At 59.3% G+C, this 18,776-nt stretch carries 25 protein-coding genes; 1 reads left to right on the plus strand and 24 read right to left on the minus strand.

Translation table 11 applies throughout. The features are described from left to right. Window positions 1-11 precede the first annotated feature (11 nt). The 9 genes from KJS55_RS01450 to KJS55_RS01490 form a co-directional block, all read right to left on the minus strand. Complete coding sequence (locus tag KJS55_RS01450) at window positions 12-455, minus strand: hypothetical protein (protein ID WP_213542530.1); 444 nt, start codon at window positions 453-455, stop codon at window positions 12-14. 15 nt (window positions 456-470) lie between these two features. After that, on the minus strand, window positions 471-1,469 hold the full coding sequence (locus tag KJS55_RS01455; protein WP_213542531.1) for a phage late control D family protein: 999 nt from the start codon (window positions 1,467-1,469) through the stop codon (window positions 471-473). Then, window positions 1,466-1,678 (minus strand): tail protein X, encoded by a 213-nt coding sequence (locus KJS55_RS01460; protein WP_187015712.1) that lies wholly within the window; start codon window positions 1,676-1,678, stop codon window positions 1,466-1,468. Before KJS55_RS01460 ends, KJS55_RS01455 begins: the two co-directional genes overlap by 4 nt. 15 nt (window positions 1,679-1,693) lie before the next feature. Further along, window positions 1,694-3,901 (minus strand): phage tail tape measure protein, encoded by a 2,208-nt coding sequence (locus KJS55_RS01465; RefSeq protein WP_195614833.1) that lies wholly within the window; start codon window positions 3,899-3,901, stop codon window positions 1,694-1,696. Between the two features lie 141 nt (window positions 3,902-4,042). Continuing rightward, the gene (locus tag KJS55_RS01470) at window positions 4,043-4,417 is read right to left on the minus strand and encodes a phage tail assembly protein (RefSeq protein ID WP_187015714.1); all 375 of its coding nucleotides are present in this window, start codon (window positions 4,415-4,417) and stop codon (window positions 4,043-4,045) included. 1 nt (window position 4,418) lies between these two features. Beyond that, entirely contained in the window at window positions 4,419-4,934 is a 516-nt protein-coding gene (locus tag KJS55_RS01475) for a phage major tail tube protein (protein WP_195614835.1), read from the minus strand. Between the two features lie 2 nt (window positions 4,935-4,936). Then, complete coding sequence (locus tag KJS55_RS01480; RefSeq protein ID WP_213542532.1) at window positions 4,937-6,397, minus strand: phage tail sheath family protein; 1,461 nt, start codon at window positions 6,395-6,397, stop codon at window positions 4,937-4,939. Window positions 6,398-6,414: 17 nt separating this feature from the next. Next, window positions 6,415-6,666 (minus strand): hypothetical protein, encoded by a 252-nt coding sequence (locus KJS55_RS01485; RefSeq protein ID WP_187015717.1) that lies wholly within the window; start codon window positions 6,664-6,666, stop codon window positions 6,415-6,417. Further along, window positions 6,666-7,148, minus strand: coding sequence for a hypothetical protein (locus tag KJS55_RS01490; protein WP_213542533.1), 483 nt, complete (start codon window positions 7,146-7,148; stop codon window positions 6,666-6,668). The genes KJS55_RS01485 and KJS55_RS01490 overlap by 1 nt, the downstream gene beginning before the upstream one ends. A gap of 127 nt (window positions 7,149-7,275) precedes the next feature. Here KJS55_RS01490 and KJS55_RS01495 point away from each other — a divergent pair, with 127 nt between their 5' ends. After that, window positions 7,276-7,698, plus strand: a complete 423-nt coding sequence (locus KJS55_RS01495) for a hypothetical protein (RefSeq protein ID WP_213542534.1) — start codon at window positions 7,276-7,278, stop codon at window positions 7,696-7,698. 31 nt (window positions 7,699-7,729) lie between these two features. Here KJS55_RS01495 and KJS55_RS01500 read toward each other — a convergent pair whose 3' ends face one another. From KJS55_RS01500 to KJS55_RS01570, 15 genes are all read right to left on the minus strand, one after another. Further along, a complete protein-coding gene (locus KJS55_RS01500; RefSeq protein ID WP_213542535.1) occupies window positions 7,730-8,428 on the minus strand; it encodes a hypothetical protein in 699 nt (232 codons plus the stop codon). Continuing rightward, window positions 8,425-8,763 carry a hypothetical protein gene (locus tag KJS55_RS01505; protein ID WP_187015721.1) on the minus strand — a complete coding sequence of 113 codons (339 nt, stop codon included), beginning with the start codon at window positions 8,761-8,763 and terminating at the stop codon, window positions 8,425-8,427. Before KJS55_RS01505 ends, KJS55_RS01500 begins: the two co-directional genes overlap by 4 nt. After that, window positions 8,763-9,266 (minus strand): hypothetical protein, encoded by a 504-nt coding sequence (locus KJS55_RS01510; protein WP_213542536.1) that lies wholly within the window; start codon window positions 9,264-9,266, stop codon window positions 8,763-8,765. The genes KJS55_RS01505 and KJS55_RS01510 overlap by 1 nt, the downstream gene beginning before the upstream one ends. Window positions 9,267-9,285: 19 nt before the next feature. Beyond that, on the minus strand, window positions 9,286-9,633 hold the full coding sequence (locus KJS55_RS01515; RefSeq protein ID WP_213542537.1) for a DUF2190 family protein: 348 nt from the start codon (window positions 9,631-9,633) through the stop codon (window positions 9,286-9,288). Between the two features lie 16 nt (window positions 9,634-9,649). Next, window positions 9,650-11,200, minus strand: coding sequence for a phage major capsid protein (locus tag KJS55_RS01520; RefSeq protein WP_213542538.1), 1,551 nt, complete (start codon window positions 11,198-11,200; stop codon window positions 9,650-9,652). Window positions 11,201-11,215: 15 nt separating this feature from the next. Further along, window positions 11,216-11,851 (minus strand): HK97 family phage prohead protease, encoded by a 636-nt coding sequence (locus KJS55_RS01525; protein ID WP_228300556.1) that lies wholly within the window; start codon window positions 11,849-11,851, stop codon window positions 11,216-11,218. Next, a complete protein-coding gene (locus tag KJS55_RS01530; RefSeq protein WP_213542539.1) occupies window positions 11,811-13,292 on the minus strand; it encodes a phage portal protein in 1,482 nt (493 codons plus the stop codon). The genes KJS55_RS01525 and KJS55_RS01530 overlap by 41 nt, the downstream gene beginning before the upstream one ends. 2 nt (window positions 13,293-13,294) lie before the next feature. Next, a complete protein-coding gene (locus tag KJS55_RS01535; RefSeq protein ID WP_187015726.1) occupies window positions 13,295-13,519 on the minus strand; it encodes a DUF6148 family protein in 225 nt (74 codons plus the stop codon). A gap of 14 nt (window positions 13,520-13,533) precedes the next feature. After that, window positions 13,534-15,378, minus strand: a complete 1,845-nt coding sequence (locus KJS55_RS01540) for a terminase gpA endonuclease subunit (protein WP_213542540.1) — start codon at window positions 15,376-15,378, stop codon at window positions 13,534-13,536. Further along, window positions 15,375-15,977, minus strand: a complete 603-nt coding sequence (locus KJS55_RS01545; RefSeq protein ID WP_213542541.1) for a hypothetical protein — start codon at window positions 15,975-15,977, stop codon at window positions 15,375-15,377. The genes KJS55_RS01540 and KJS55_RS01545 overlap by 4 nt, the downstream gene beginning before the upstream one ends. 517 nt (window positions 15,978-16,494) lie before the next feature. Next, complete coding sequence (locus KJS55_RS01550) at window positions 16,495-17,025, minus strand: DUF1492 domain-containing protein (protein WP_187015729.1); 531 nt, start codon at window positions 17,023-17,025, stop codon at window positions 16,495-16,497. A 2-nt stretch (window positions 17,026-17,027) separates the two neighbouring features. Then, the gene (locus KJS55_RS01555; RefSeq protein WP_213542542.1) at window positions 17,028-17,393 is read right to left on the minus strand and encodes a DUF1064 domain-containing protein; all 366 of its coding nucleotides are present in this window, start codon (window positions 17,391-17,393) and stop codon (window positions 17,028-17,030) included. Window positions 17,394-17,733: 340 nt separating this feature from the next. Beyond that, the gene (locus KJS55_RS01560) at window positions 17,734-18,123 is read right to left on the minus strand and encodes a hypothetical protein (RefSeq protein WP_213542543.1); all 390 of its coding nucleotides are present in this window, start codon (window positions 18,121-18,123) and stop codon (window positions 17,734-17,736) included. A 2-nt stretch (window positions 18,124-18,125) separates the two neighbouring features. Next, window positions 18,126-18,515, minus strand: a complete 390-nt coding sequence (locus KJS55_RS01565; RefSeq protein WP_213542544.1) for an ASCH domain-containing protein — start codon at window positions 18,513-18,515, stop codon at window positions 18,126-18,128. Window position 18,516: 1 nt separating this feature from the next. Beyond that, a complete protein-coding gene (locus tag KJS55_RS01570; protein ID WP_213542545.1) occupies window positions 18,517-18,774 on the minus strand; it encodes a hypothetical protein in 258 nt (85 codons plus the stop codon). Window positions 18,775-18,776: the final 2 nt, after the last annotated feature.

An 18,776-nucleotide genomic window follows, 5' to 3' on the forward strand; every position in this document is an offset into this window, starting at 1 on the left:
AAATCGCCTCCTTACGATGGCCCAGAGGTTCCGCCGCCCATGCTGTCCGTGTGGGTGTGGTTGTCCAGGGAAACCCCGCCGGCGGTCACGTCGCCGCTGACGGTCACGGTTCCGTCAATCACCAACTTGGCGGCCTTGATGGTCATGGTGCCGTCCTTATAGCGGATCATGGCCTCACCCGGCGAACGGGCCAGGTCTTTGCGGTAAAGCCCTTTGGAACCCTCCGGGGGCTTGTTCTTCTCACTCCACGGTCGGCCCAGGACCACGCCCGCCTCCGTGCCGTTGGAAAGGTGAAGCACCATAACCATGTCGTCCACCTCCGGCATGAAATACTCCGATGAAATCAGGGGAATGGGGGCGGTCACGGCGTCGTCCTTTTCGTGGTACACCACGCGGACCGTGCCCGCGGCGTAATCAATGGCTGAAATCTTACCCAGCCGGATATTGTTTTCCATGCGTTCCTCCTCGCGTCATTCCTCCACCAGCGACATTTCCAGGTCCATGGTGTAGCCGCCGGATCCGCTGACGTTGTGGGTAATGGTGTCAATGTAATACTTGCCGGACAGCTTCCCCAGGCCCACCACCTGGACGCATTGGGAGGCCACCAGAGAGGCGTTTCCCACAATGGTGGCGGAAAGTTTGGTTTTTCCGTGGTTGGCCTTGGCCACCGCCGCCTTGATCTTCCTCTCCGCGTCGGCCTTGCTGTCGGCCTTGCCGCTTTGCTTTAGGATCCGGCTGCCCTTGCCCACGGTCACCTTGATTTCCTTTTCCGTGGCCGGGCTGGTGTATGTGAACTCTCCGCCGGTATAGGTGCCGGCCTGATCCTGCTGCCATGACCAGGATTTCATACTGGACGGGGACAGCACCGCCGCCGCGCCCTTTTTCTTGTATGCCTCCCGGTCATACACCACGATCTTTTGGGCGTAGACTTTCATGGCCAGCCCGTAGGTGTTGCACAGGTTCATGTAAAATTCACAGTCGGTTTGTTCCGATTGCTCCACGCTCTTGATCGTGAACGGGTCGCCCTCCACGTCCCAGGCCAGCGCGATCCCGGCGTGGCCTGCGATCTCGGTTCCGATCTCCTTTATGGTCACGTTTTCCCAGGTCTTTGTCCGCTGGGTGGTGGTGAAACTGCTGTCCAGCGGCGTGGAGATCGCGGAAATGCTCCCGGAAACCGGCCAGCCGGAAAAGCTGAAACTGTCCACGATAAAGAAACCGCACGGCAGGATCCGGTTGTCCCCGGAATATTGGCAGTTCAGCGCCCGGATCGTCGCGGCCAGGGTGTCACCGGCGACGGGGATCCACGCCCCCGTCCACCGGCGATCCCGGTCTTGCAGCGTAATGTCCAGGCTGTCCGCCTCTCCGCTGGCCGGATCCGTGTATGAAATATCCGTCACGAAACCGGAAATTTCCGCCGTGGCTGCGGTTCCGTTGTAAATCAGGTCTACATACGCCCGCCGTGTATTCATACCTTGCTCCTCCAGATCGGCAGGTCATTGGCCGCGGTCTGCTCCGGCGGGGCCGGGGTCTGGAGGACCACCCCGGCGTCAAACACGAACGTGTCCAGCAACGGGAAATTGTTTTCCATCAGCCAGCCGGTGTATTCTTCGTCGCCGTACACCTCATAGGCGATTTTGTCCCATACGTCCCCCTGCTTGGTGGTGTAGGTGCTTTCCATGGTGTGGTCCTCCTCTTATGCCGGGCTGAATTGCTTGCGCTTCTCCTCGGCTTTCATCTGCCTATACAGTTTCTTGAACTCCGCGAAACTGATCCGCCCGGCCTCCTCGGCCTCCTCGCGGCTCGGCGTCCCGCCGTAGAAATTGAATACCGGGGAGAAAACGACGGTTTCACCGCCGCCGCCCGTTCCGCCGCCCGGTGTCGGCTTCGGCTTCGTCCATTCGTCCAAGAGGGCCGCCAGCTTGGACAGCGGCAGCACCGCCTCCGGCTCTCCGCCCTCACCGATCTGCGCCAGCGTCGGCGCCGTGGCAATACCACCGGCAGCCAGGGCGGGGATCGTCGGAATGTTAAAGCCCAGGGTTTTCCCGCCGACGCCCGGAACCCAGTCCGGGATCGTCACGGAAATGCTGTTGATCTTCTCCAGCACCCAGTTGATTGCGGAAATAACCCCGTTTATGGGGGCTTTCGCCAGGTTCACGATCATGCCAAACACGTTTCCGAAAATGGCCACGATATTGTCCCAGGCGGCGCTCCAGTTGCCTGCAAATACGTTCTGCACAAAGTCAATGATATTGGCAAAAATGGCCTTGACGTTTTCCCAGGCCGCCGAAACACTTTCCCACCACCCGCTCAAATAAGCGGACAGCAGGGGGAAATTAGACTGGAACGCAGAAACCAGGTTCGCCACGGCCTCGGAAACGCCGGTCTTGATGTTTCCCCATACCTCGGAGATCTTCGCGCCCAGTTCCACGGCCTTGGCCTTGATCTTGTCCCAGTTCTTATAAATCAGGATCCCCGCCGCCACAGCCAGGCCGATGGCGGCCACAACTGCCAGCACGGGAAGATTTAGCGCCGTCATGGCGCCCGCCAGGGTAAAGGTGCCCGTGGCGCTTGCTGCGGTGACCACTTTATACACGGCCATAACTGCGTTGTAGGCGGTGATCGCCACTTTATACGCCTTGTAGGCCGCCACAGCGGTGGCAATACCCGCCGCCAGCGCCAGGATCAGGGTGCGGTGTTCCGAAATCCATTTCACCGCGGTTTCCGCCGCCGGAATGATGGTTCCGGTCATGTAGCTGCCGATCTTCTCCAGCGCCTCCGAAACCACCGGCAGGGCCGCCTCCGCGAACTCCCGCACATACGGCAGAATGTTGGTGCCCAGCTGCGTCAAGAAATTGGCGCCCAGGTTTTTAATCATCTTAATGTCGTATTTCAGGGTGTTGGTCTGCCGCTCAAAGGCGGTATTTGCCGCGCCGGTGGCTTCGTACATTTCCGCCGTCTTGCTGGTCAGGTTTTCGGCCTGGTTGCCTGCCATAGCCAGCACCGCGGTTTGTGCCTCCACAGAGGAGAACAGGCCAGCAAACGCCAGTTCGTTGCCTCCCACAGCGTCCTTTAGGGCGTCCAGAGATCCCTGCAGGCCCTTGCTTTCAAGCAGCGCCTGGCCGCTTTCATAGCCCATGTTTTTAAGGGCAGCCTGCATATTCTTGGACGGGGAGAGGAACGCCTGCATTGTGGCTTTCATCTGCGTAACCACTTCCGCCGTGGAACCTGTAACGCCGGTCAGCGTGGCCATGGCGCCCCATAGCTGTTCTTGCTCCAGCCCCAGGGTACTGGCCAGGGGAATGACCTTGCCCATGCCTGCGGCCAGTTCCGGGAAAGAGGTCTGGCCCAGTCTTACGGTGGCAAATGCCAGATCCGCCGCCTGCTGCACCGCCTCCGCGGAGGTATCGCCGTAACCCTTGGTTACGGCAGAAAGTAGGTTGATACTGTCCGTCGTGGTCGCGTTTCCCGCCGCCGCGGATTTTGCCGCGGTTTCCAGAATGGCCGCGGCGTCTGCGCTGTCACCGAAAGCGGAAACCACCTGATACATTCCGTCCGTCAGGTCAGCCGTGGCCACGCCCGTGCGGTTGGAGATTTCCAGAACCTGATCCCCGATTTCCGCCGTTCGTGCGGCCACTTCCGCCTCCGTGCCGGTCAGCAGCGTGGAAACGTTGGCCAGCTGGGCCTCATACTCCGCCGCGGATTTCACCGCAGCGGTTCCCAGGGTCGCCACAGCGGTGGCGGCTGCTACCATGGCACCGGCAGCGATCTTTCCCGCGGTCTTTGCCGTTTTCCCCAGCGCAGCCAGGTTCTTGTCTGCGGTGCTGCAGGCGGTTTTCAGGGAACCGTCCACCTTGCCGCCGATTTTCAGCATTAACTCATACGTTTTATTTTTGCCTGCCATGTTTTGCCACCTCCTCCGCGTACTGCGTCACCGTGTCCGCCAGTTCGTTCAAGTCCGAAACGGACAGGGCCAGAAGATAATCCAGCCCTGTCCGCAGTTGTATGGACAACCCGACGCAGGCCCTATTTATGACGGCGGGCGTTAGTTGTCCCCAGCCCCGCCGTAAAGAAAACCCACGACAATGCCTTTCAGCTTGATTGCCTCCTTTGCGGGGAGGCGCTCGAAAAACTCCAGCGGCAGGTGGGCGACGCGGGCCGCCATGAACTGGGCGTATTCCAGCGTCATTTCCACGGTTGCGGGGTTCGCCGCCGGGTTCTTCTTCGTCACGAAACGGCCCACGGCCTGCAGGTCTGCCGCCGTGGTGTCCTCCAGGCCGGACAGGTCCACCTCTGTGTACGTCTGCCCCTCAAAGGTGAAAGGCTTGTCCAGCTTCATAACCAGGGCGTTTTCCTCCGCCGCGGTGTTTTCGTCGTTCTCCGCCAGCAGGGCGGTGTCCATTCTCTTTTCGTCGCTCATGTCAGCACATCTCCTTGATCTTGGCCAGAACGTCCACGCCGTTGACCTTGTAAACCTCGTTCAGCTTGTCCAGTTCCACCACAGTCTTGCCGTCCACCTCAATGAGAATGTAAAGAATGGTCAGCGTGATCGCGGTGTCCATGGGGCTGCCTGCCTTGACCTTGCCGGTGGTCAGCTTTCCGCCGCGGCCACGAACCACCACACGCATGGGTCTGAACTCAATATCGCCCTCGGTGTTGGTGGTCTGCTGGGCGCCGCGGATCTCCAGCTGCACGGCCTTGGTCATGTCCATCATGTCGGCGGTTTCCTTGTCCAGCAGACGGAACGGGATTTCCAGTTCCTGATTGCCGAAATAGCCCACGGTGGGGTCGTCGATCTCACCCAGGATCCCGGCGCCGGTCACGGTTTCGCTGGACGGCTCAAAGTCCGGCAGCGTCATTTCCTCACCGACACCCAGCAGGCGGTTTCCCTTGTTGTAGACGTTGTAACGGTTGATCTTAGTGGGGATCGTGTTCATCTTTATTCACCTCCGATTGCGCTTTCCAGGGCGTCCACGTCATACTCACGGATATTTTCGATATATTCCGCGGGAATGTACGGGGCCAGGTAGGTGTGTACGGTCAGGTGGCCGGCCAGCAGGTTGGTAACGGGGTTTTCGTCGCTGCGGAACTCCACGCGGTAACCGGCGCAGTAGTCGCGGGCAACGTAGCCGTTGCCGATAATGTTCTGGCTGTCCACAATAGACTGGATCAGGCGCTTATTGCCCGGCTTGTCAACTTTCTGGAAATAAGTCTGAATGAAATTATTTCCGTCCCAGTCAAAGAAACGGCGCACGGCCCACCAGCGATCTTTCGGATCCGTGGTGGAGGGATAGGCCGCGGTGTTGTTGCCCCAGGATTTGAACCCGTTGGCGTTGATCGCGGTAATAACGCCGTTGGCGTTCAGCACGTCGTTGGCCTGCTGCTGATCCAGCGCCACCGTGGTGCCGTCTTTCAGAACCGTGGCGGTGATCCGCAGGTCCTTATTGGACGGGCTTTCATAGGGCACATCTGCGTTGTTGGCGTCCGTGTAGGCCGTCAGGGCGGCAAACATGGCGGAGAAATAATATTTCTTCTCGCCCACGGCCACCATGGGCCACAGGGCCGCCGCATGGGCGGAACTGGCGCCCAGGGCTTCCTTGGCGCCCTTTACGCTGGTGTAAACCACCGCGCCGTCGCTGTCCGCGGAAATGTCCAAAAGGCAACTGCAATTAAAATTGCCGTTGATGTTCTCGGTCTTGGCCTGGAGGGCTGCCGCTACGGTGGGGGTGTGGCTCCAGCCGGGTGCCAGGATCAGGCCGGGCACCATGCCCAGGGTGGGGTAAATCTGGCGGATCAGTTCCAGGCCGGTTTCCTTGCCGGTGGAGGTGTCCACGCCGCCCACAATGTCGGCAGCGGTCACGCCGGAGGGTTTCAGGCTGGTGCTGCTCACGGTCAGGCTGCTGGCCTCCTTGGCCGCGGTGGAAAGCAGCGTAATGGCCACGCTCCCGTTGTCCTCATGCGCCGCCTCGTAGTCGCTGCCGGCCACCAGGGTGGCGCTGCCGTTCTTCACGGCCAGGGTGTTCAGCAGCACATATTTCTTGTCATACAGCACCACGCCGTCCACAACGTCGCAGCTTTCCGCCTGGTTCTGCGTGACGTGGGCCGCCTTATTGGGATCCAGCACGTTCACCAGGATAATGGGCGCAACGTTGAAAACCTGGAAACAGGCGCTAATGCTCTGGCAAAGGGTGAAGTTCTCGAAATCGTCCGAATAGCCGACGGCCTCCACAGCCTCCTTGTAGCTGTAAACCAGCTTGGGGGTGTTGACCGCCGCCGCGGGGTCTTTTGCCAGGTGAATGGGCGCCGTGCCGAAAATGACCTGCAGTCCAGCGCTGCCCTGAATGGGTACGGTCAGGCTGGTGGCCTGCTCGGTGTTATATACACCGTGTTTGTATGCCATGTTGTTCTACCTCCTGTTTAGTGTTTGACCTGTACCAGACGATACAGGCGGGAAATATGCCCCGTGCCGCTCCGCAGGTTCTTCATGGCCTCCGGTAACTGCTCCAGGGGCACCACCAGGCCCTCCATGGCTGGCTGCTTCACGATAGCCTCCGCCAGCGCGGTGGGGATCCCGTTGGTGTATGCGGTGTACTGCTTCGCCACGCCCGGAATGGACGGGCCGCAGTAAACCACGGTGGTGGCCTGTTCGGCCTTTTTGGGTTTCGCCATTATGTTTCTGGCACCTCCTTGAAAATCGCCGGCGCGTGGAAAGTCAGCCCCACGGCGGCGAAATAATACGGGTGTGTTTCAGCTTCTTCCTGAACGGCCCACCGGATCGGGTGTTGCGCTTCATAGCGGTTTGCCACGATCCCGTCCCGTGCGTAATGCCTCACGATCTCGTTGACAATGTGGAGGGCGTCGCGGTAGCCCTGCCGGTTCAGGGCTGGGTCACACACGCAAACGATCAGTTTTACGTCAACGTTTTGCTGTGCGTCCTGCTCCGGCAGTTCTCCGCTTGGCATTTTCACCAGCACATAGGGTTCCGGCGGCGCTTCCGCGTCGGTTTCTTCGTCGTCGCCCTCCCGGAAAGGGAGAAACTGCGAAAATACCTGTATTTTGCGGTTAACGCCCAGGGAATTGGTCAGGGTGTAGTGGGAAAAAAGCTGCTCCAGATCCTCCACAATGGCGTCCTGCAAAAACTCTTGTGTCATGCGATTGCGCCTCCTTGACTTGTTTCTGTTTGTCACTTATAATTGCGGGTGTGGTAATAATCAGCATAATGTGGTAATAATCAGCACAGCGCCGCGTAATGCGTCCACAGAAAGGGGATAACCGAATATGAAACCGTTTGCTGTCTTGCTCTGTACCTTGCTCCTTGTAACGTCCTTAACCGCCTGCGGCTGGGTCACAATCACCGACGGGCCAGCGCCCAGCGCCTCCAACTCTGCCGCGTCGGACAATGACGTTACAGAGGAGGAACCGCAGCCCAGTCCCGACGTTGTTGTTACCGCAGAGGACGTGCAATCCGCGGTAGAGGCTCTTGTGCCTGACGAATACCGCGGGCAAAGCTATTCTTGCGATATTCTCACCGCTTCCGATGGCTCCGGCTTTATCGTTTCTTTGCAGATCGACGTTGACACGGAGGACGCCGCCGACATTATCAGCGGCATGGAGGCGGACATTTTGAAGCTGGACAATCTGAACATTTCGGACGTTCAAATAATTGCTGTCCATGATATGCAGATCGTTGGAACCAACTAATTTCCCACAGCGGCCCGGACATGGGCCGCTGTTATTTTTTCTCTGCAAAGTACAGTTCTCTGTTGATGTGGGTGGTTATAGCGTCGGCCAGATACTGGTGGATCTTTGGCTCCGTCGTTTCAATGAACTGCTCTGCAATACCTGTTTCCCGCAGCATGACCGGAACGCTGGGGCCGTAAAACTCGCGGATCCTGGTCTTGTCCAGCTTGCCGGTCAGTTCCTTAAACACATGGTTGCGCTGTTCACGCTCCCGCCAGCCCCGTTCTGTGTACTCTGTCCGGGAACCGTATGGCTTCCGCTGGACAACGGCCAAATGGCCGGACTGGTATTCTGCCAGAAATGCGGTCAGGCCGCGGCTGTTGGTGATCGTTTTGGGGCTTTCCGACGCAAGCACAGCCAGCTTTACCGGCGGGCTGCCCTCTTTGCTGGTACTCGGTTTTGTAGGGGATATTTTGAACTTGGACGCCGCCAGCATTTCACCGGAGGAGGTCAGCACGGCCTCCAGGCGGCTTTTGGACGCGTAGGTGTATTTGAACTCCTTGGCAAACTTGATCGTTTTGATTTGGTAACGCTCTTGTGCCAGCTTTGCCAGTTCGCGCCCCGTCTTTTTTGCAGTATCATTCAGGGATTTCCGCATAACGTCCGGGGCCTTTTCATACAGCATACCCAGCCGCGCCTCAATATCGGCAATCGCTTTTTCGGTGTCAATCCGAACAAACATATTGCTCACGATCTCACCGCCTCCAGTTCAATGGCCAACACTCCGGCCTCCTCGGTGCAGGTTTTCACCTTGTACGCCTTGCCGTCCAGCGTCAACACGACGCCCTGGGCGGGGCGGGGGCCAAAATCAGCCTTTGCCACATAAACCAGGCGCCGGGCCTTGTATGTGCCCTCCGTCTGTGCGGCCATGATCTTGGCCTTGTCCCGCTCCAGCAGTTCGTTGTCGTCCACCACCGCGGCCATTTCCTTACCGTTGACCGTGTGGGTGTCCGCGAACTCCAGGCAGTTCAGGAATGTGGTGGAAATGTCCGCCGCGATCTGCTCCTTGAACGTAGGGGCGCCCATTACTGGGCACCCCCGCCGTTATCCGCAGCAGGCGGCACAATGGCCGCCGCAGGGGTCTGGACGATAGCCGCCGCCAGGCGTTCCACGATCAGCGCCTTGGCAGCGCCGCGCGGGAGATCCACGCCCATGTCCTTGGCCAGCTTTTTCAGGTCGTCCTTGTTCATTTCTTCCAGCTGTGCGGGATCCAGGTGGCCCTCCACCATGTCGGTGTTTTCACCGCTATGGTTGCCGTCGTGGTTCTCCTGGCTCTCCTGGGCGCCCTCTGTTGCGTCCGCAGCCTCCTGGGTGTCCTGGGTGGTGTCGGCGTTCTCGGCGCCGTCCTGGCCGCCGTCAGCGTCCTGCGGGGGCATTGTGGCCTCCTCCGCCGCGTCGTCGGTCATTTTGGCGCTTTCAGCAGAAAGCCACGCCTGCACCATGCGCTTGTCATAGGCGGGGAGGGTGTCGCCCGCCTGATACATACGCCCGCCGTACAGGATCGGGCGCTGTGCTGTCAGTCGCTTCATGTTCCTTTCCTCCCGGCTCTTAGCCCAGCAGCTTCACCAGTACGGTTTCGTCTGCGCTGGCCGCAGGGGCGGCAGCGTAACCCGCCGGAATGTTGTTCACCTTGCTGGAACTCTCGCCGGTGGAGGCCACGGTGGTGATCTTCTTGGCGGTTTCGTCGTAGTACACCGCCGCGCCCATGGTCATGGCACCGGTGGCCTTTTCCATCTCAAAGACGCCCACCACATGGAGGTGGCCGGTTTCGCCGGCGGCAATATCTTCACCAGCCACGCCGATCCTGGTTCCCAGGCTCACCACTTCGCCGTTTTTAACTGCGGCGCTGGCCTTGTAGTCCAGCACCTCGCCTTTCTGCCAGTATTTTGCGGTCATGTTCTCTTACCTCCTGTTAAATAGTCGTGCCGGGGTTCTTGGCGATACCGCGGAAGTCAACCGCAGTAATGCCCCAGTCCAGCCAAATGTCCCACACAAAGCCCAGGCGGCCCGGAACCTCGCTGCGGCGAATGGTGGGGGTTTCCTGGCCGTTCAGGTAATCAACCTGCAGGCTCTTGGCGTAACGCTGATCGCCGGCGACAAACCAGGGGATCGCGTTGCCGTCACCGGCCAGGACGTTCAGGGCGCCCTCCTCAATGACCTGCAGTTTGTTGCGATACTGGTACAGCGCATTTGCGGTGTGGCTGCCGATCCCGGTCACGTCGATCATGGCGGTTTCCAGGATCTGCGACATCTTAAAGCCGTAGCCCACGGGTACGATCACGTACTTGGGTTCCACCATGATGGAATCACCAAACGGGTCTTTCTGGTGCAGCAGTTTCAGCATGGCGGCCTGCAGGGTGTCAATGGACGGGGCGGCGCCGCTGGCGATCAGGTTGTTGTGGGCATTGTCGAACAGGGAAACACCGTCGAAAATGGCGGGGTTGTCGATCAGGATCTTGTAAACCTGCTTGTTGATCGTGCGCTTGGCACTCATGGCGTAAAGGCCGGGCATTTCGGTGATGAAACCCACGTCGTCGTTGATAAACGCCTGGCGGGTCATGCTGAACTGGCGGCCAAAGGTGTCGATCTGGCGCTGGGGAAGCAGTTCCGTCTTGGGGGTGTCGGCTTTCAGTTCGCCGTTTTCACCCACGCGCAGGAACTCACCGGCGCCGCCGGCCAGATAGCTGTGATCCTTGGTGGGCTTAAAGTCGCTCACGCTGCCCTTGGTGGTCCACAGCTGGAACGTGGTGGGGATCTCCTGGTACATCTGGACAATGTTCTTGCGGATCGCGTTGTCCAGGATCGCGGGAAACGCCGCGGTGGGGTTGAAGAACTGGCGGCAAGCCTCGTTCCACAGGTCGTCCTTGCTCATACGCAGCAGGGAGGTGGTGGTGCCCACGCCGTCGCGGGCCATGCACTCAATGGCCAGATCGCGCAGGGAGTAGCCGCGCATTTCCTCCGCACCCTTGGCGGGGTTCTGGACATTCACACCGGTCCGCAGCAGCATGGCGTCCACAGCTGCCTGGCGGAAGTTGTCGCCCTCGTCGCCGTTCATGCGGCTGGAAACAGGGGCGCCGTGTTTCAGCAGATAGTCCACCGCCGCCTGTCTTACGGTGTCCATGGTGTCGCCGTTGCTGATATACTTCGCGGGATCCATGCCCGCCTGACGGCACAGCGCGGTAATGTCGCTCACGCGCTGGCGCTCCGTTGCGACGGCCTGGCGGGCTGCCTCGGTGGGGTCGGTTCCCTGCTGGCCGTTATCGTTGCCCATACCGCGGGCGCCGCCGGTGGGATCCTCGCCGCCCTGGCCCTCCGCACCCTGGGCAGGGTTGTTGCCCGCCGCGTCGATCTGGCGCTGCAGGCCGTCAAACTCTGCTCTTTCCTCTGCCGTCAGGTCACGGCCGGCGGCGCGGGCGCCGCTCACAATAGCCTGCTGACGGGCGATCATTTCCTGAATGGTCATGGTTGTTTTGCCTCCTCAATGATAAAGATTTTTGTTGATCTGGATCTGCTTTTCATAAACAGAAAGGTCCTTGGCCGTCGCCTGCTCCGGGTCGTCGGCTCTGCCCACGCCCACGGTGGCGTCCGCCGGCACGGAAACAATGGACACCTCCAGCGGCGTCCATTTGCGGGCGATCTGGCAGGGGCCTGTAAAACGTCCGTCCGCGGAGGTCTTACCGGCCACCACTTCCTCCCAGCTGTCCACGCTGTAACGCACGGACGTGGTTTTCAGGGTGCCGGATTTGACTTTGCCGAAAATCTTTTCGGCGTCGTCGTCCGTGTCGAACTCCACTTCGGCCATGCCGCGGTGGTTCTCCACCCATGCGCGGATCACTTTTCCCACCACCTTGTCGGTGTCGTGGTTGAAAAGCAAAACGCCCACGTCGTTCAGGCGGGAGAGATCCAGCGCGTTCTCCGCGTGATCCAGGATTTCCATACCAAACCAACGGCGGTATGGCTCCTCGCTGGAAAAGCTGATCGTGCGCCTGCGGCTGTCCTCCTGGCCCTCTGCGCGGCTGTTGGCCTCAATGTGGCCCATGCTTCGCTGCCCGCTGTTTCTGTCCCTCTTGGGGTCATTTGCCTGCGGTGTTCTGCTGTGCTGCTGTCGTTCCATTTCCAAAAATTACACCTCCTAACTCGACGCCGACGGATCGGCCATATTCCAGGACCTCGGCCATTTCATTGACGGCCTCTTTCCAGTCCTTGCCCTGTTCCGCGCAAACGTCCTGAAACGTCTTTTGCCCGGATTGCAGGGCGGTTTTTCCGGCGGTGCTTTCCTTTGCCGGGTCGATCCACTTCTTGGGGGCTTTCGTCCAGGTGTGGGAAAGGTATTCCGCCTTTTTATCCCAAAAGCCGGGCATATCAACCAGCCCGGAGAGATAACAGGAGATAACAAAGGTTTCGTACACCTCCGACATGAAATCTGTTAGCAGTTCCACGTCCTCGGTGTATGTGTTTTCGTCCTCAATAGCATTTTGCCGTGCGGAGGAATAGGTGGCCCCGCTCATGTCGCGGCTGACGGCCTCATAACTCAAGCCCTGGCCTGCGGCAATTAGACCCTGCTGGGTTTTCAGGAACCCGGCTGCGTCGCTGCCGGAACCTTTCGGATCCACCACCTGGATTTCGTCACCGGCGCCCAGGCTCTGGATCATGCCGGGGGCCAGTTTCTTGCCCTCATAGTCCATTCCGCCGTCCGGCGTTCTGGTGCCGCCGCGGCCAAAACCGCCCGCCGGGATTGCCCGCTTGATGAACACAGCCAGGCAGGCCGCGATCCGCTCCTTGACGGAAACGGCGGTTATAAACTCATTCGTGTCGCGCACTCTGGTGATCGTGGGGGCCATGTCGGACATTTCGCGCAGCTGGCTGGGCCGCTTCTTGGATTTGTAGAAATACACGTCCTTGGCCTCGACGTAAACGGGGTCGTTCAGGCTCCAGCCCTCAATGTCGTATTGATTGATCCAGTAGCCCACCGGCCTGCGCCATTGGTTGTATTCGATCCCGCCCACGACGCGGTTTCCCTGGTACTTCGGCTTGCTGGCGGTCACGTCCAGTTCGTCCACCTCAATGGCCTGCAGCTGGAACGGGACCAGCCCCTGCTTAGTGTAGCGGTAAAGGAACAGCAGGCCGCCGTCCACCTTTTTGCGGTCTACCGCCATACGCAGCATTTGGTTGAAACTCTGTTCGCCGGTCACGTCGCAGTTTCTGGCCTTGCACCATTGGCGCCATGCCTTTTCCAGCTTTTCGTCCAGTTCGTCGTTTCCGGTTTTAGCCTGGAGGGTGTAACCCTTGCCCACCACGTTGCGCTTGTATGCGTGGAGGATAGACTGGGCAATATCACTGTTGCGCTCCAGGTCGCGGGCGCGGGCGCGTACCACGTCACGGCTGAAACGGTCCGTAACCTCCGCACTTTCGTTGTGTACCCGCCACCCGGCATTTAGGCGCCCATACCCTGCGGCGTCATATCCGCGCAGGATCTCCAGCTGCTGCCGCCATGCCTCGCGCTCACAGGCGCGGCGCGGGGAAACGGCGGCCACAATTTTGTCAAAGGCTCCCATGGTTACCTCCCGTCAAAGAACGCCACAAAGGTGCGATCCAGCAGGCAGTTGTCCGTCCCGCTGTCGATCTGCGCCTCCAGGTCGTCACGAATGGCTTTCAGCTGGGCCAGGTCCGCCCGCGTCAGGGATCGGCTGCCGATCTTGTATGACTGGCCGCCGGCCAGAACGGCGGAAATGGCGCTGTTTACCTGTTCCAGCATTTCAGCCGCTTTTGTGTTTGTACTCATTTGGTGGCCTCCTGTCAGATCCATGTGTCATTTTGGTTGATCCAGTTTTCTTCCTGGCTTTGTTGCGGTTCCTGCTTGGCCGGTTTCCGCGGCTCCGGTGCCGCCGCCTGTCCCTCCACGCTTTTCAGGTACAGGGACCGGACGCCCATAACGTCCGCCGCCGCGGCTGCGTACACCTCGCAGTCCAGGTAATGGTTGTCAGCGTGGGAGGATTTCAGCACCCATTTCTGGACCTCTTTCCCGCCGGATCGCTCGGTTACCTTGTGTTCCGCCGTTACCTGTTCGGCGTATTCCATGTCGCAGTCCTTGTAAACCTGCCAGGAACCTGTCCCGTTCGGCTTCCGCATACGGGCTGCGATCTGGTCTTTATACTTGCCGCCGTCCACCAATACCAGGGTCATGCCGTGGGCCTTGCTTCCGGCCTTATTGACCACGGAAAGGCGGTAATGGGACAGCATGGTGCTGGTGCCCTTGCATGGCAGCACCCAGTCCGAATTGATGGCGCAGAACTCGTAAACTTCGTCGGTCTGGTCGCCGCTGTCCATCAGGGCCAGGTTGACCATGGCCGTGTCGCCGTTCGGCAGGGAAAACTCCACGTTCATGGCCTTTTCCACCTCTGCCATGGAAAGCGCCTGCCCGTGGGCCACGTTCTGGCTGGTCATGTAGTCGCCCCATGCGCGGATCGTCCAGTACAGACAATTTTCCTGTACGTCGATCCCGCCGGTAATTAGCTTCGTCCAGGGCGGCAGCGTCCACTCCGGCGTTTCCGTCTGCCGCTCCATGACCAACTCCGCGTTGGTTTTCAGCTTCGTGTCCTCCCACGGCTCCGCCAGCCAGCTGTTGGTGAAGTTGTGCAGCAGTTCCGGGTCGTCTTTGCTCCGCATGAACTCCCGCGCAATATCGGAAAAACGGGTGAACGGGGAATACAGGGTGTTCAGCCAAAAGGCCACGCTTTTGGGGTTCTTCGTCCGTTGCTTCACAGCCTGCCAGCGGCCAGCCCGTAGCATTTTCCCCTTGTCCTGATCCGTAATCACGGCCCCGCAGGCTTGGCACACATACACGGCCATTTCCGCCCGGTCGGTGTTTTCCGGTACGTCGTCCTTGCTGGGCCATTTCAGGCAGCCGAATTTCAGTTCTATATACTGCCCACAATGCGGGCACGGGACAAAGTAATGCTTTTCAGCCTCCGCCGCCTCTTTGGCTTTCCAGATATGGCCCGTTTTCAGGGTGGGGGTGGAGGCCATAAAGATTTTGCGGTTGAAAAAGGTTTTTGTACGCTCTCGCGCCAGGGAAACGGGGTCGGCCTCTTTCTTGGACGCGCCCGGAAACTTGTCCACTTCGTCCAGAAACAGGTAACGTATATTCGTGCTGGCCAGATCCGCCGGGCTGTTCGCTCCCGTCAGGTACACGGTCATGTCGGAAAACTTTAGCGCCAGTTTCTTGCTGTCGTTCTTCCGCCACTTGTCAGCCAGAACCTTGCAGCTTTTCACCATTGGCTCCAGTTTGCTTTCCGTGGTGCGCTCCGCCAGGTCGTCCGACGGGTAAACCACCATGGCCGGGGCCGGATCCTGCGCGATCAGGCTTCCCAGCATATTCTCCATGGCAGACGTGCCGCCCACCTGGGTGGGCTTCACGAACACGATTTCCTCCACCATGTCGTCGGAAAAGGCGTCCATGATCTCCACCAGGTACGGGGTCACGCTGTTGCTCCATGGGCCTGGGATCGCGTTTCCGTCCGGCAATACGCGGTATTTAGCCGCCCACTCCGAAACCGTCAGGCGTTCCACAGGGCGCAGCACTTGAATGGCGTTATAGATCCACGGCGGCACGGTATAGGGTTCCTGCTTGTACTTCCTCATGGCGCCGCGTCCTCCCGCTCCTCCATGATCGCACCATCAGAGAACGCGGCCAGCAGGCTTTCCAACTCTTTCCGCATGGCCTTTTCCATGGCACGGATCGCCACTGTGTCAGCATAGCCGGACATGGTTCCGGCCATGCGCGGGGGTATATTCATGGCGAATTTCTTAAAGCTGGACATGAACTCGGTTAGTTCCTCGGTGGCGTGATCTGCCGCCAGGTAACGCCCCTCTGCAATCGCCGTTTTCAGGCGGTGCAGCTGTCCTTGGCTTTCTTTCAGTTCAACCTCCGCCTCCAGCTTTTTCAGCGTCAACTCCGCCGCCCGGCTGTTTTCGCCGGTTTCCTGGGCTTTCGCCTCGACGTATGCCACATAACGCTGGACCGTGGCGCAGGTTCTATATTTGCGGGCACCGCCGCCGGGCGGGATCTCTGTTTCCAGGACGCCCTCCTGGGTCAGCTGTTGCACACGGCGGACCGTTTTCCCCAGCAGCTGGGAGATCACCGTGGTGCTGGACCACTCCGGCACCGTGCCGGACAGCACCGCCGGCTTTTCGCTCTTTGCCCGCTTTCCGGTGCCGCCGGTCTGCTTCTTTTCCGCCACCGGCGCCACCTCCTTTTTGCTCCGGCAGGGTGCCCCGCCGGTTTCGCTTTTCCGGTTTTGGTCGATTTCGTTTTTTTCGCCGCTCCTTTTTCGACTTATACCCCCGTAGGGGGGTATAACTTTCCCGGCATTTCAAAAAACCGTAACGTAACAGCCGGATTTTTTTCTGTTTTCACAGGGTAAAACGTCGGGCTTTCCTTGCCCCGCACGGCTTTTCCTGCTGGGGAGTACCTACACAGGGGGGTGCGGGATCCTTAACGGGTGCCCTGGGTGCCCCTCGGCAAAGGCACCCAGGGCGGGAGGGTTAGGCCGGGCCGCCGCGTATGCACACGCCGCAGCGGCGCAGGGTGAAAGGAGGAAAGCCCCCGCGGTACACTCCCCGGCCATGGTGTGGAAAGCAAAGAACCACCGGCCTTTCGGCTGGTGGTTCTCGATATTCGTTTCAGGGCTTCACCCCTGCGCTGCTTTCCATGCTATCAGTATAGCACGGTCAATAGTCCAAAAGCGTCCAAACTTTTCAGGGGCGATTATTCCGCCCGTGCGGCCCTGCCCGCTGCTGCTTCCGGGCCATGTATTCCTCCAGCAGTTTCCGGTTGCGCTTGTTCTCCAGGATTTTATCCAGGGCGGCGTTGTAGTAGTTGAACACATTGGACCGGCTCATGTAAAGGGCCTCTGCGATCTTATCCCAGCCCCGGCAATCTATGTGACGCATTTCCACCACGGTGCGCTCGGTGGAGTTGGCGGGTAATACGTCGATCAAGTCCATAACGTTCAGGACGGCCTTGGCCATTTCCTCCCGCTGCTCCTCGATCCTGTCCTCCACTTCGGAGATCCGAAAGACAACGGACACGGATCCGTCCGTCTTTGTCGGCTTGGTCGGCGGCGTCAACCTGAACGCGGACCCCGTACTGGGCGCCCGCAGTTCGCTGGAAAGGACGCGGTGGCGCTCCTCCAGGATCCGCTTTTTCCCCACAGCCGTGTGGTACTGCTGCAGGTATTCCTTGACAGCCTCACGGCCCAGGGTTTCGTCCGTTGTCTTTTTGCTCATTCTCACACCTCGGTAATGTCGTACCCAAAACGGTCCTTTAGCATTTTCTTTTTCATGGCATACTTGGCCGTTCTGGTGGCCTTGCTCTTTACGTCCTCCACCACATAGCGCCAGCTGTCGCATGGCCAGCCCGCGGCGGCTGCCTTGTTTTCTTCCGCCGCGTCCCGCTCCCAGTATGTAAAATCCGCCTTGTAGCGGATCGCCCGCACCCGCTTTCCCTCCGTGTCGGTAAAGGCTTCCTGCAGGGTGAAATCCACCTGGAGGCGCAGATCACGGATCTGTCCAGCTTCCTGGCGGGCGGCCAGGGCGTCGAACCTGCGGGCTTCTTTCTGGCTGGCGAAATGCAGGACGGCCCCGGAGGCTGTCACCCGCTCGGTGGGGGTGTTGTGGTATTTCGTGCCCTTTGCCGGATCCTGCGGCGGCGCGGCGGGAGGTGCTGGCCCCCCGCCGCTGTTGCTGCTCCATGTACTTTTTCATGGCCTGCGCCTGGTATTTCGGCGGCAGGTCGGAAACGTTTATGGCCATGTTATTTCTTGGCCTCCTTATGCGGGCAAACAATTTTTCCCTCCGCCGTTCTGCAAAAGAACGGGAGTTCTTTTAACATTTCATTCAGCGCATAGCGCAGATTAAAGCGGGCGCAGGACACAGCGCCATATTTCCAGAGTGGGCAGTCCGTACATTGTGGGCTTGCCGGTGGCTTTTCTGCTTTCACTTCTCCGCTCCGTTCTTGATCATGCGTTCCCGCTTTTCATTTAGGGCTGCCAGGGTCATTTTGACGACGCTTTTTCGCCATGTATTGATCTGGCTTTGATCCTCCGATGCAGTAATATCCCGCAATAGACTGCGCTGGACGTTTATAGCGCTTTCCAGGACTACCGGGACATATTTTGCGGCCCGTTCCTTTCTCCGGCGCTCTCTGGCCGTTCTAAACGCCGCACCGATTAGGGCCGCCGCCAGTATGAACCCGCCCATAGCCCAGTTTGTCAGGCCGATTTCTATTCGTAGCACCGCCAGCGCGAACTCTGCCAGTCCCCAACAGACTACCAATAGCGTCATTTCAGCGCATATAATCAGTGCGTTTTTGAAATATTCTTTCACGCTTATACCTCCTCCGCGTCCGGGATCTCCCCATACTGCCACGACATTGGCGGACGGTCCAGGCCGAACTCTGCCAGAGGGCTGGGTGCGTCGAACTTCTCCGGTGACTGGACGATCCAGCCGGAAAGCCGTCTGCCTTTTGCGTATTTCAGCAGATCCTCCCGCGGAACGCATGACATTTCTTCCAGGTCTTGCATGGTTCGGTATGATACTTCCCCAGGGCAAAGGAATTGACCTTGCACCGCTCCGGTGCCGCTGACGTACACCAGAACGGTCACGGGCCATTCAAGCCTTTCATTTTGCGGGTGTGTCTTTCGGATTTCCAACGTTTTTTCGCCGTCCAGGATCTTCTCCCACCACTCCGGTTTCATGCTCATAAGCACAGCCAGCATATTAACCTCCGTCCTTGCCGGGCAGCGGAATGATCCGGCACTTATCCGTTGCAAACTCCGCCACATGGTAAAGCGCCATGCAGGCCAGCATGATGTCCGCCATAATGTCGTCCGCGTCCTCTTTCCCGCGCCCGTCCTTGTTCTGTTTCAGAAATCCAGCGGCCAGCACGTTCCCCAGTTCCTCCAGGTTCTTGGCCGCTTCCTGCCAGCGTTCTTTCGGCACGGTGTAACCGATCTCCACTTTCTCGGTGTTTTCCATGG

The sequence above is a fragment of the Pusillibacter faecalis genome, from assembly GCF_018408705.1.
Taxonomy (GTDB): Bacteria; Bacillota; Clostridia; order Oscillospirales; family Oscillospiraceae; genus Oscillibacter; species Oscillibacter faecalis.

What these genes read in the sequence shown, in the direction of transcription:
- KJS55_RS01520 (WP_213542538.1), bottom strand. Translation starts at nt 11,200, where the DNA reads ATGACCATTCAGGAAATGATCGCCCGTCAGCAGGCTATTGTGAGCGGC.
- KJS55_RS01495 (WP_213542534.1), top strand. Translation starts at nt 7,276, where the DNA reads ATGAAACCGTTTGCTGTCTTGCTCTGTACCTTGCTCCTTGTAACGTCC.
- KJS55_RS01510 (WP_213542536.1), bottom strand. Translation starts at nt 9,266, where the DNA reads ATGAAGCGACTGACAGCACAGCGCCCGATCCTGTACGGCGGGCGTATG.
- KJS55_RS01530 (WP_213542539.1), bottom strand. Translation starts at nt 13,292, where the DNA reads ATGGGAGCCTTTGACAAAATTGTGGCCGCCGTTTCCCCGCGCCGCGCC.
- KJS55_RS01455 (WP_213542531.1), bottom strand. Translation starts at nt 1,469, where the DNA reads ATGAATACACGGCGGGCGTATGTAGACCTGATTTACAACGGAACCGCA.
- KJS55_RS01470 (WP_187015714.1), bottom strand. Translation starts at nt 4,417, where the DNA reads ATGAGCGACGAAAAGAGAATGGACACCGCCCTGCTGGCGGAGAACGAC.
- KJS55_RS01480 (WP_213542532.1), bottom strand. Translation starts at nt 6,397, where the DNA reads ATGGCATACAAACACGGTGTATATAACACCGAGCAGGCCACCAGCCTG.
- KJS55_RS01515 (WP_213542537.1), bottom strand. Translation starts at nt 9,633, where the DNA reads ATGACCGCAAAATACTGGCAGAAAGGCGAGGTGCTGGACTACAAGGCC.
- KJS55_RS01565 (WP_213542544.1), bottom strand. Translation starts at nt 18,515, where the DNA reads ATGCTGGCTGTGCTTATGAGCATGAAACCGGAGTGGTGGGAGAAGATC.
- KJS55_RS01485 (WP_187015717.1), bottom strand. Translation starts at nt 6,666, where the DNA reads ATGGCGAAACCCAAAAAGGCCGAACAGGCCACCACCGTGGTTTACTGC.
- KJS55_RS01550 (WP_187015729.1), bottom strand. Translation starts at nt 17,025, where the DNA reads ATGAGCAAAAAGACAACGGACGAAACCCTGGGCCGTGAGGCTGTCAAG.
- KJS55_RS01475 (WP_195614835.1), bottom strand. Translation starts at nt 4,934, where the DNA reads ATGAACACGATCCCCACTAAGATCAACCGTTACAACGTCTACAACAAG.
- KJS55_RS01570 (WP_213542545.1), bottom strand. Translation starts at nt 18,774, where the DNA reads ATGGAAAACACCGAGAAAGTGGAGATCGGTTACACCGTGCCGAAAGAA.
- KJS55_RS01490 (WP_213542533.1), bottom strand. Translation starts at nt 7,148, where the DNA reads ATGACACAAGAGTTTTTGCAGGACGCCATTGTGGAGGATCTGGAGCAG.
- KJS55_RS01540 (WP_213542540.1), bottom strand. Translation starts at nt 15,378, where the DNA reads ATGAGGAAGTACAAGCAGGAACCCTATACCGTGCCGCCGTGGATCTAT.
- KJS55_RS01465 (WP_195614833.1), bottom strand. Translation starts at nt 3,901, where the DNA reads ATGGCAGGCAAAAATAAAACGTATGAGTTAATGCTGAAAATCGGCGGC.
- KJS55_RS01460 (WP_187015712.1), bottom strand. Translation starts at nt 1,678, where the DNA reads ATGGAAAGCACCTACACCACCAAGCAGGGGGACGTATGGGACAAAATC.
- KJS55_RS01450 (WP_213542530.1), bottom strand. Translation starts at nt 455, where the DNA reads ATGGAAAACAATATCCGGCTGGGTAAGATTTCAGCCATTGATTACGCC.
- KJS55_RS01535 (WP_187015726.1), bottom strand. Translation starts at nt 13,519, where the DNA reads ATGAGTACAAACACAAAAGCGGCTGAAATGCTGGAACAGGTAAACAGC.
- KJS55_RS01525 (WP_228300556.1), bottom strand. Translation starts at nt 11,851, where the DNA reads ATGGAACGACAGCAGCACAGCAGAACACCGCAGGCAAATGACCCCAAG.
- KJS55_RS01505 (WP_187015721.1), bottom strand. Translation starts at nt 8,763, where the DNA reads ATGGGCGCCCCTACGTTCAAGGAGCAGATCGCGGCGGACATTTCCACC.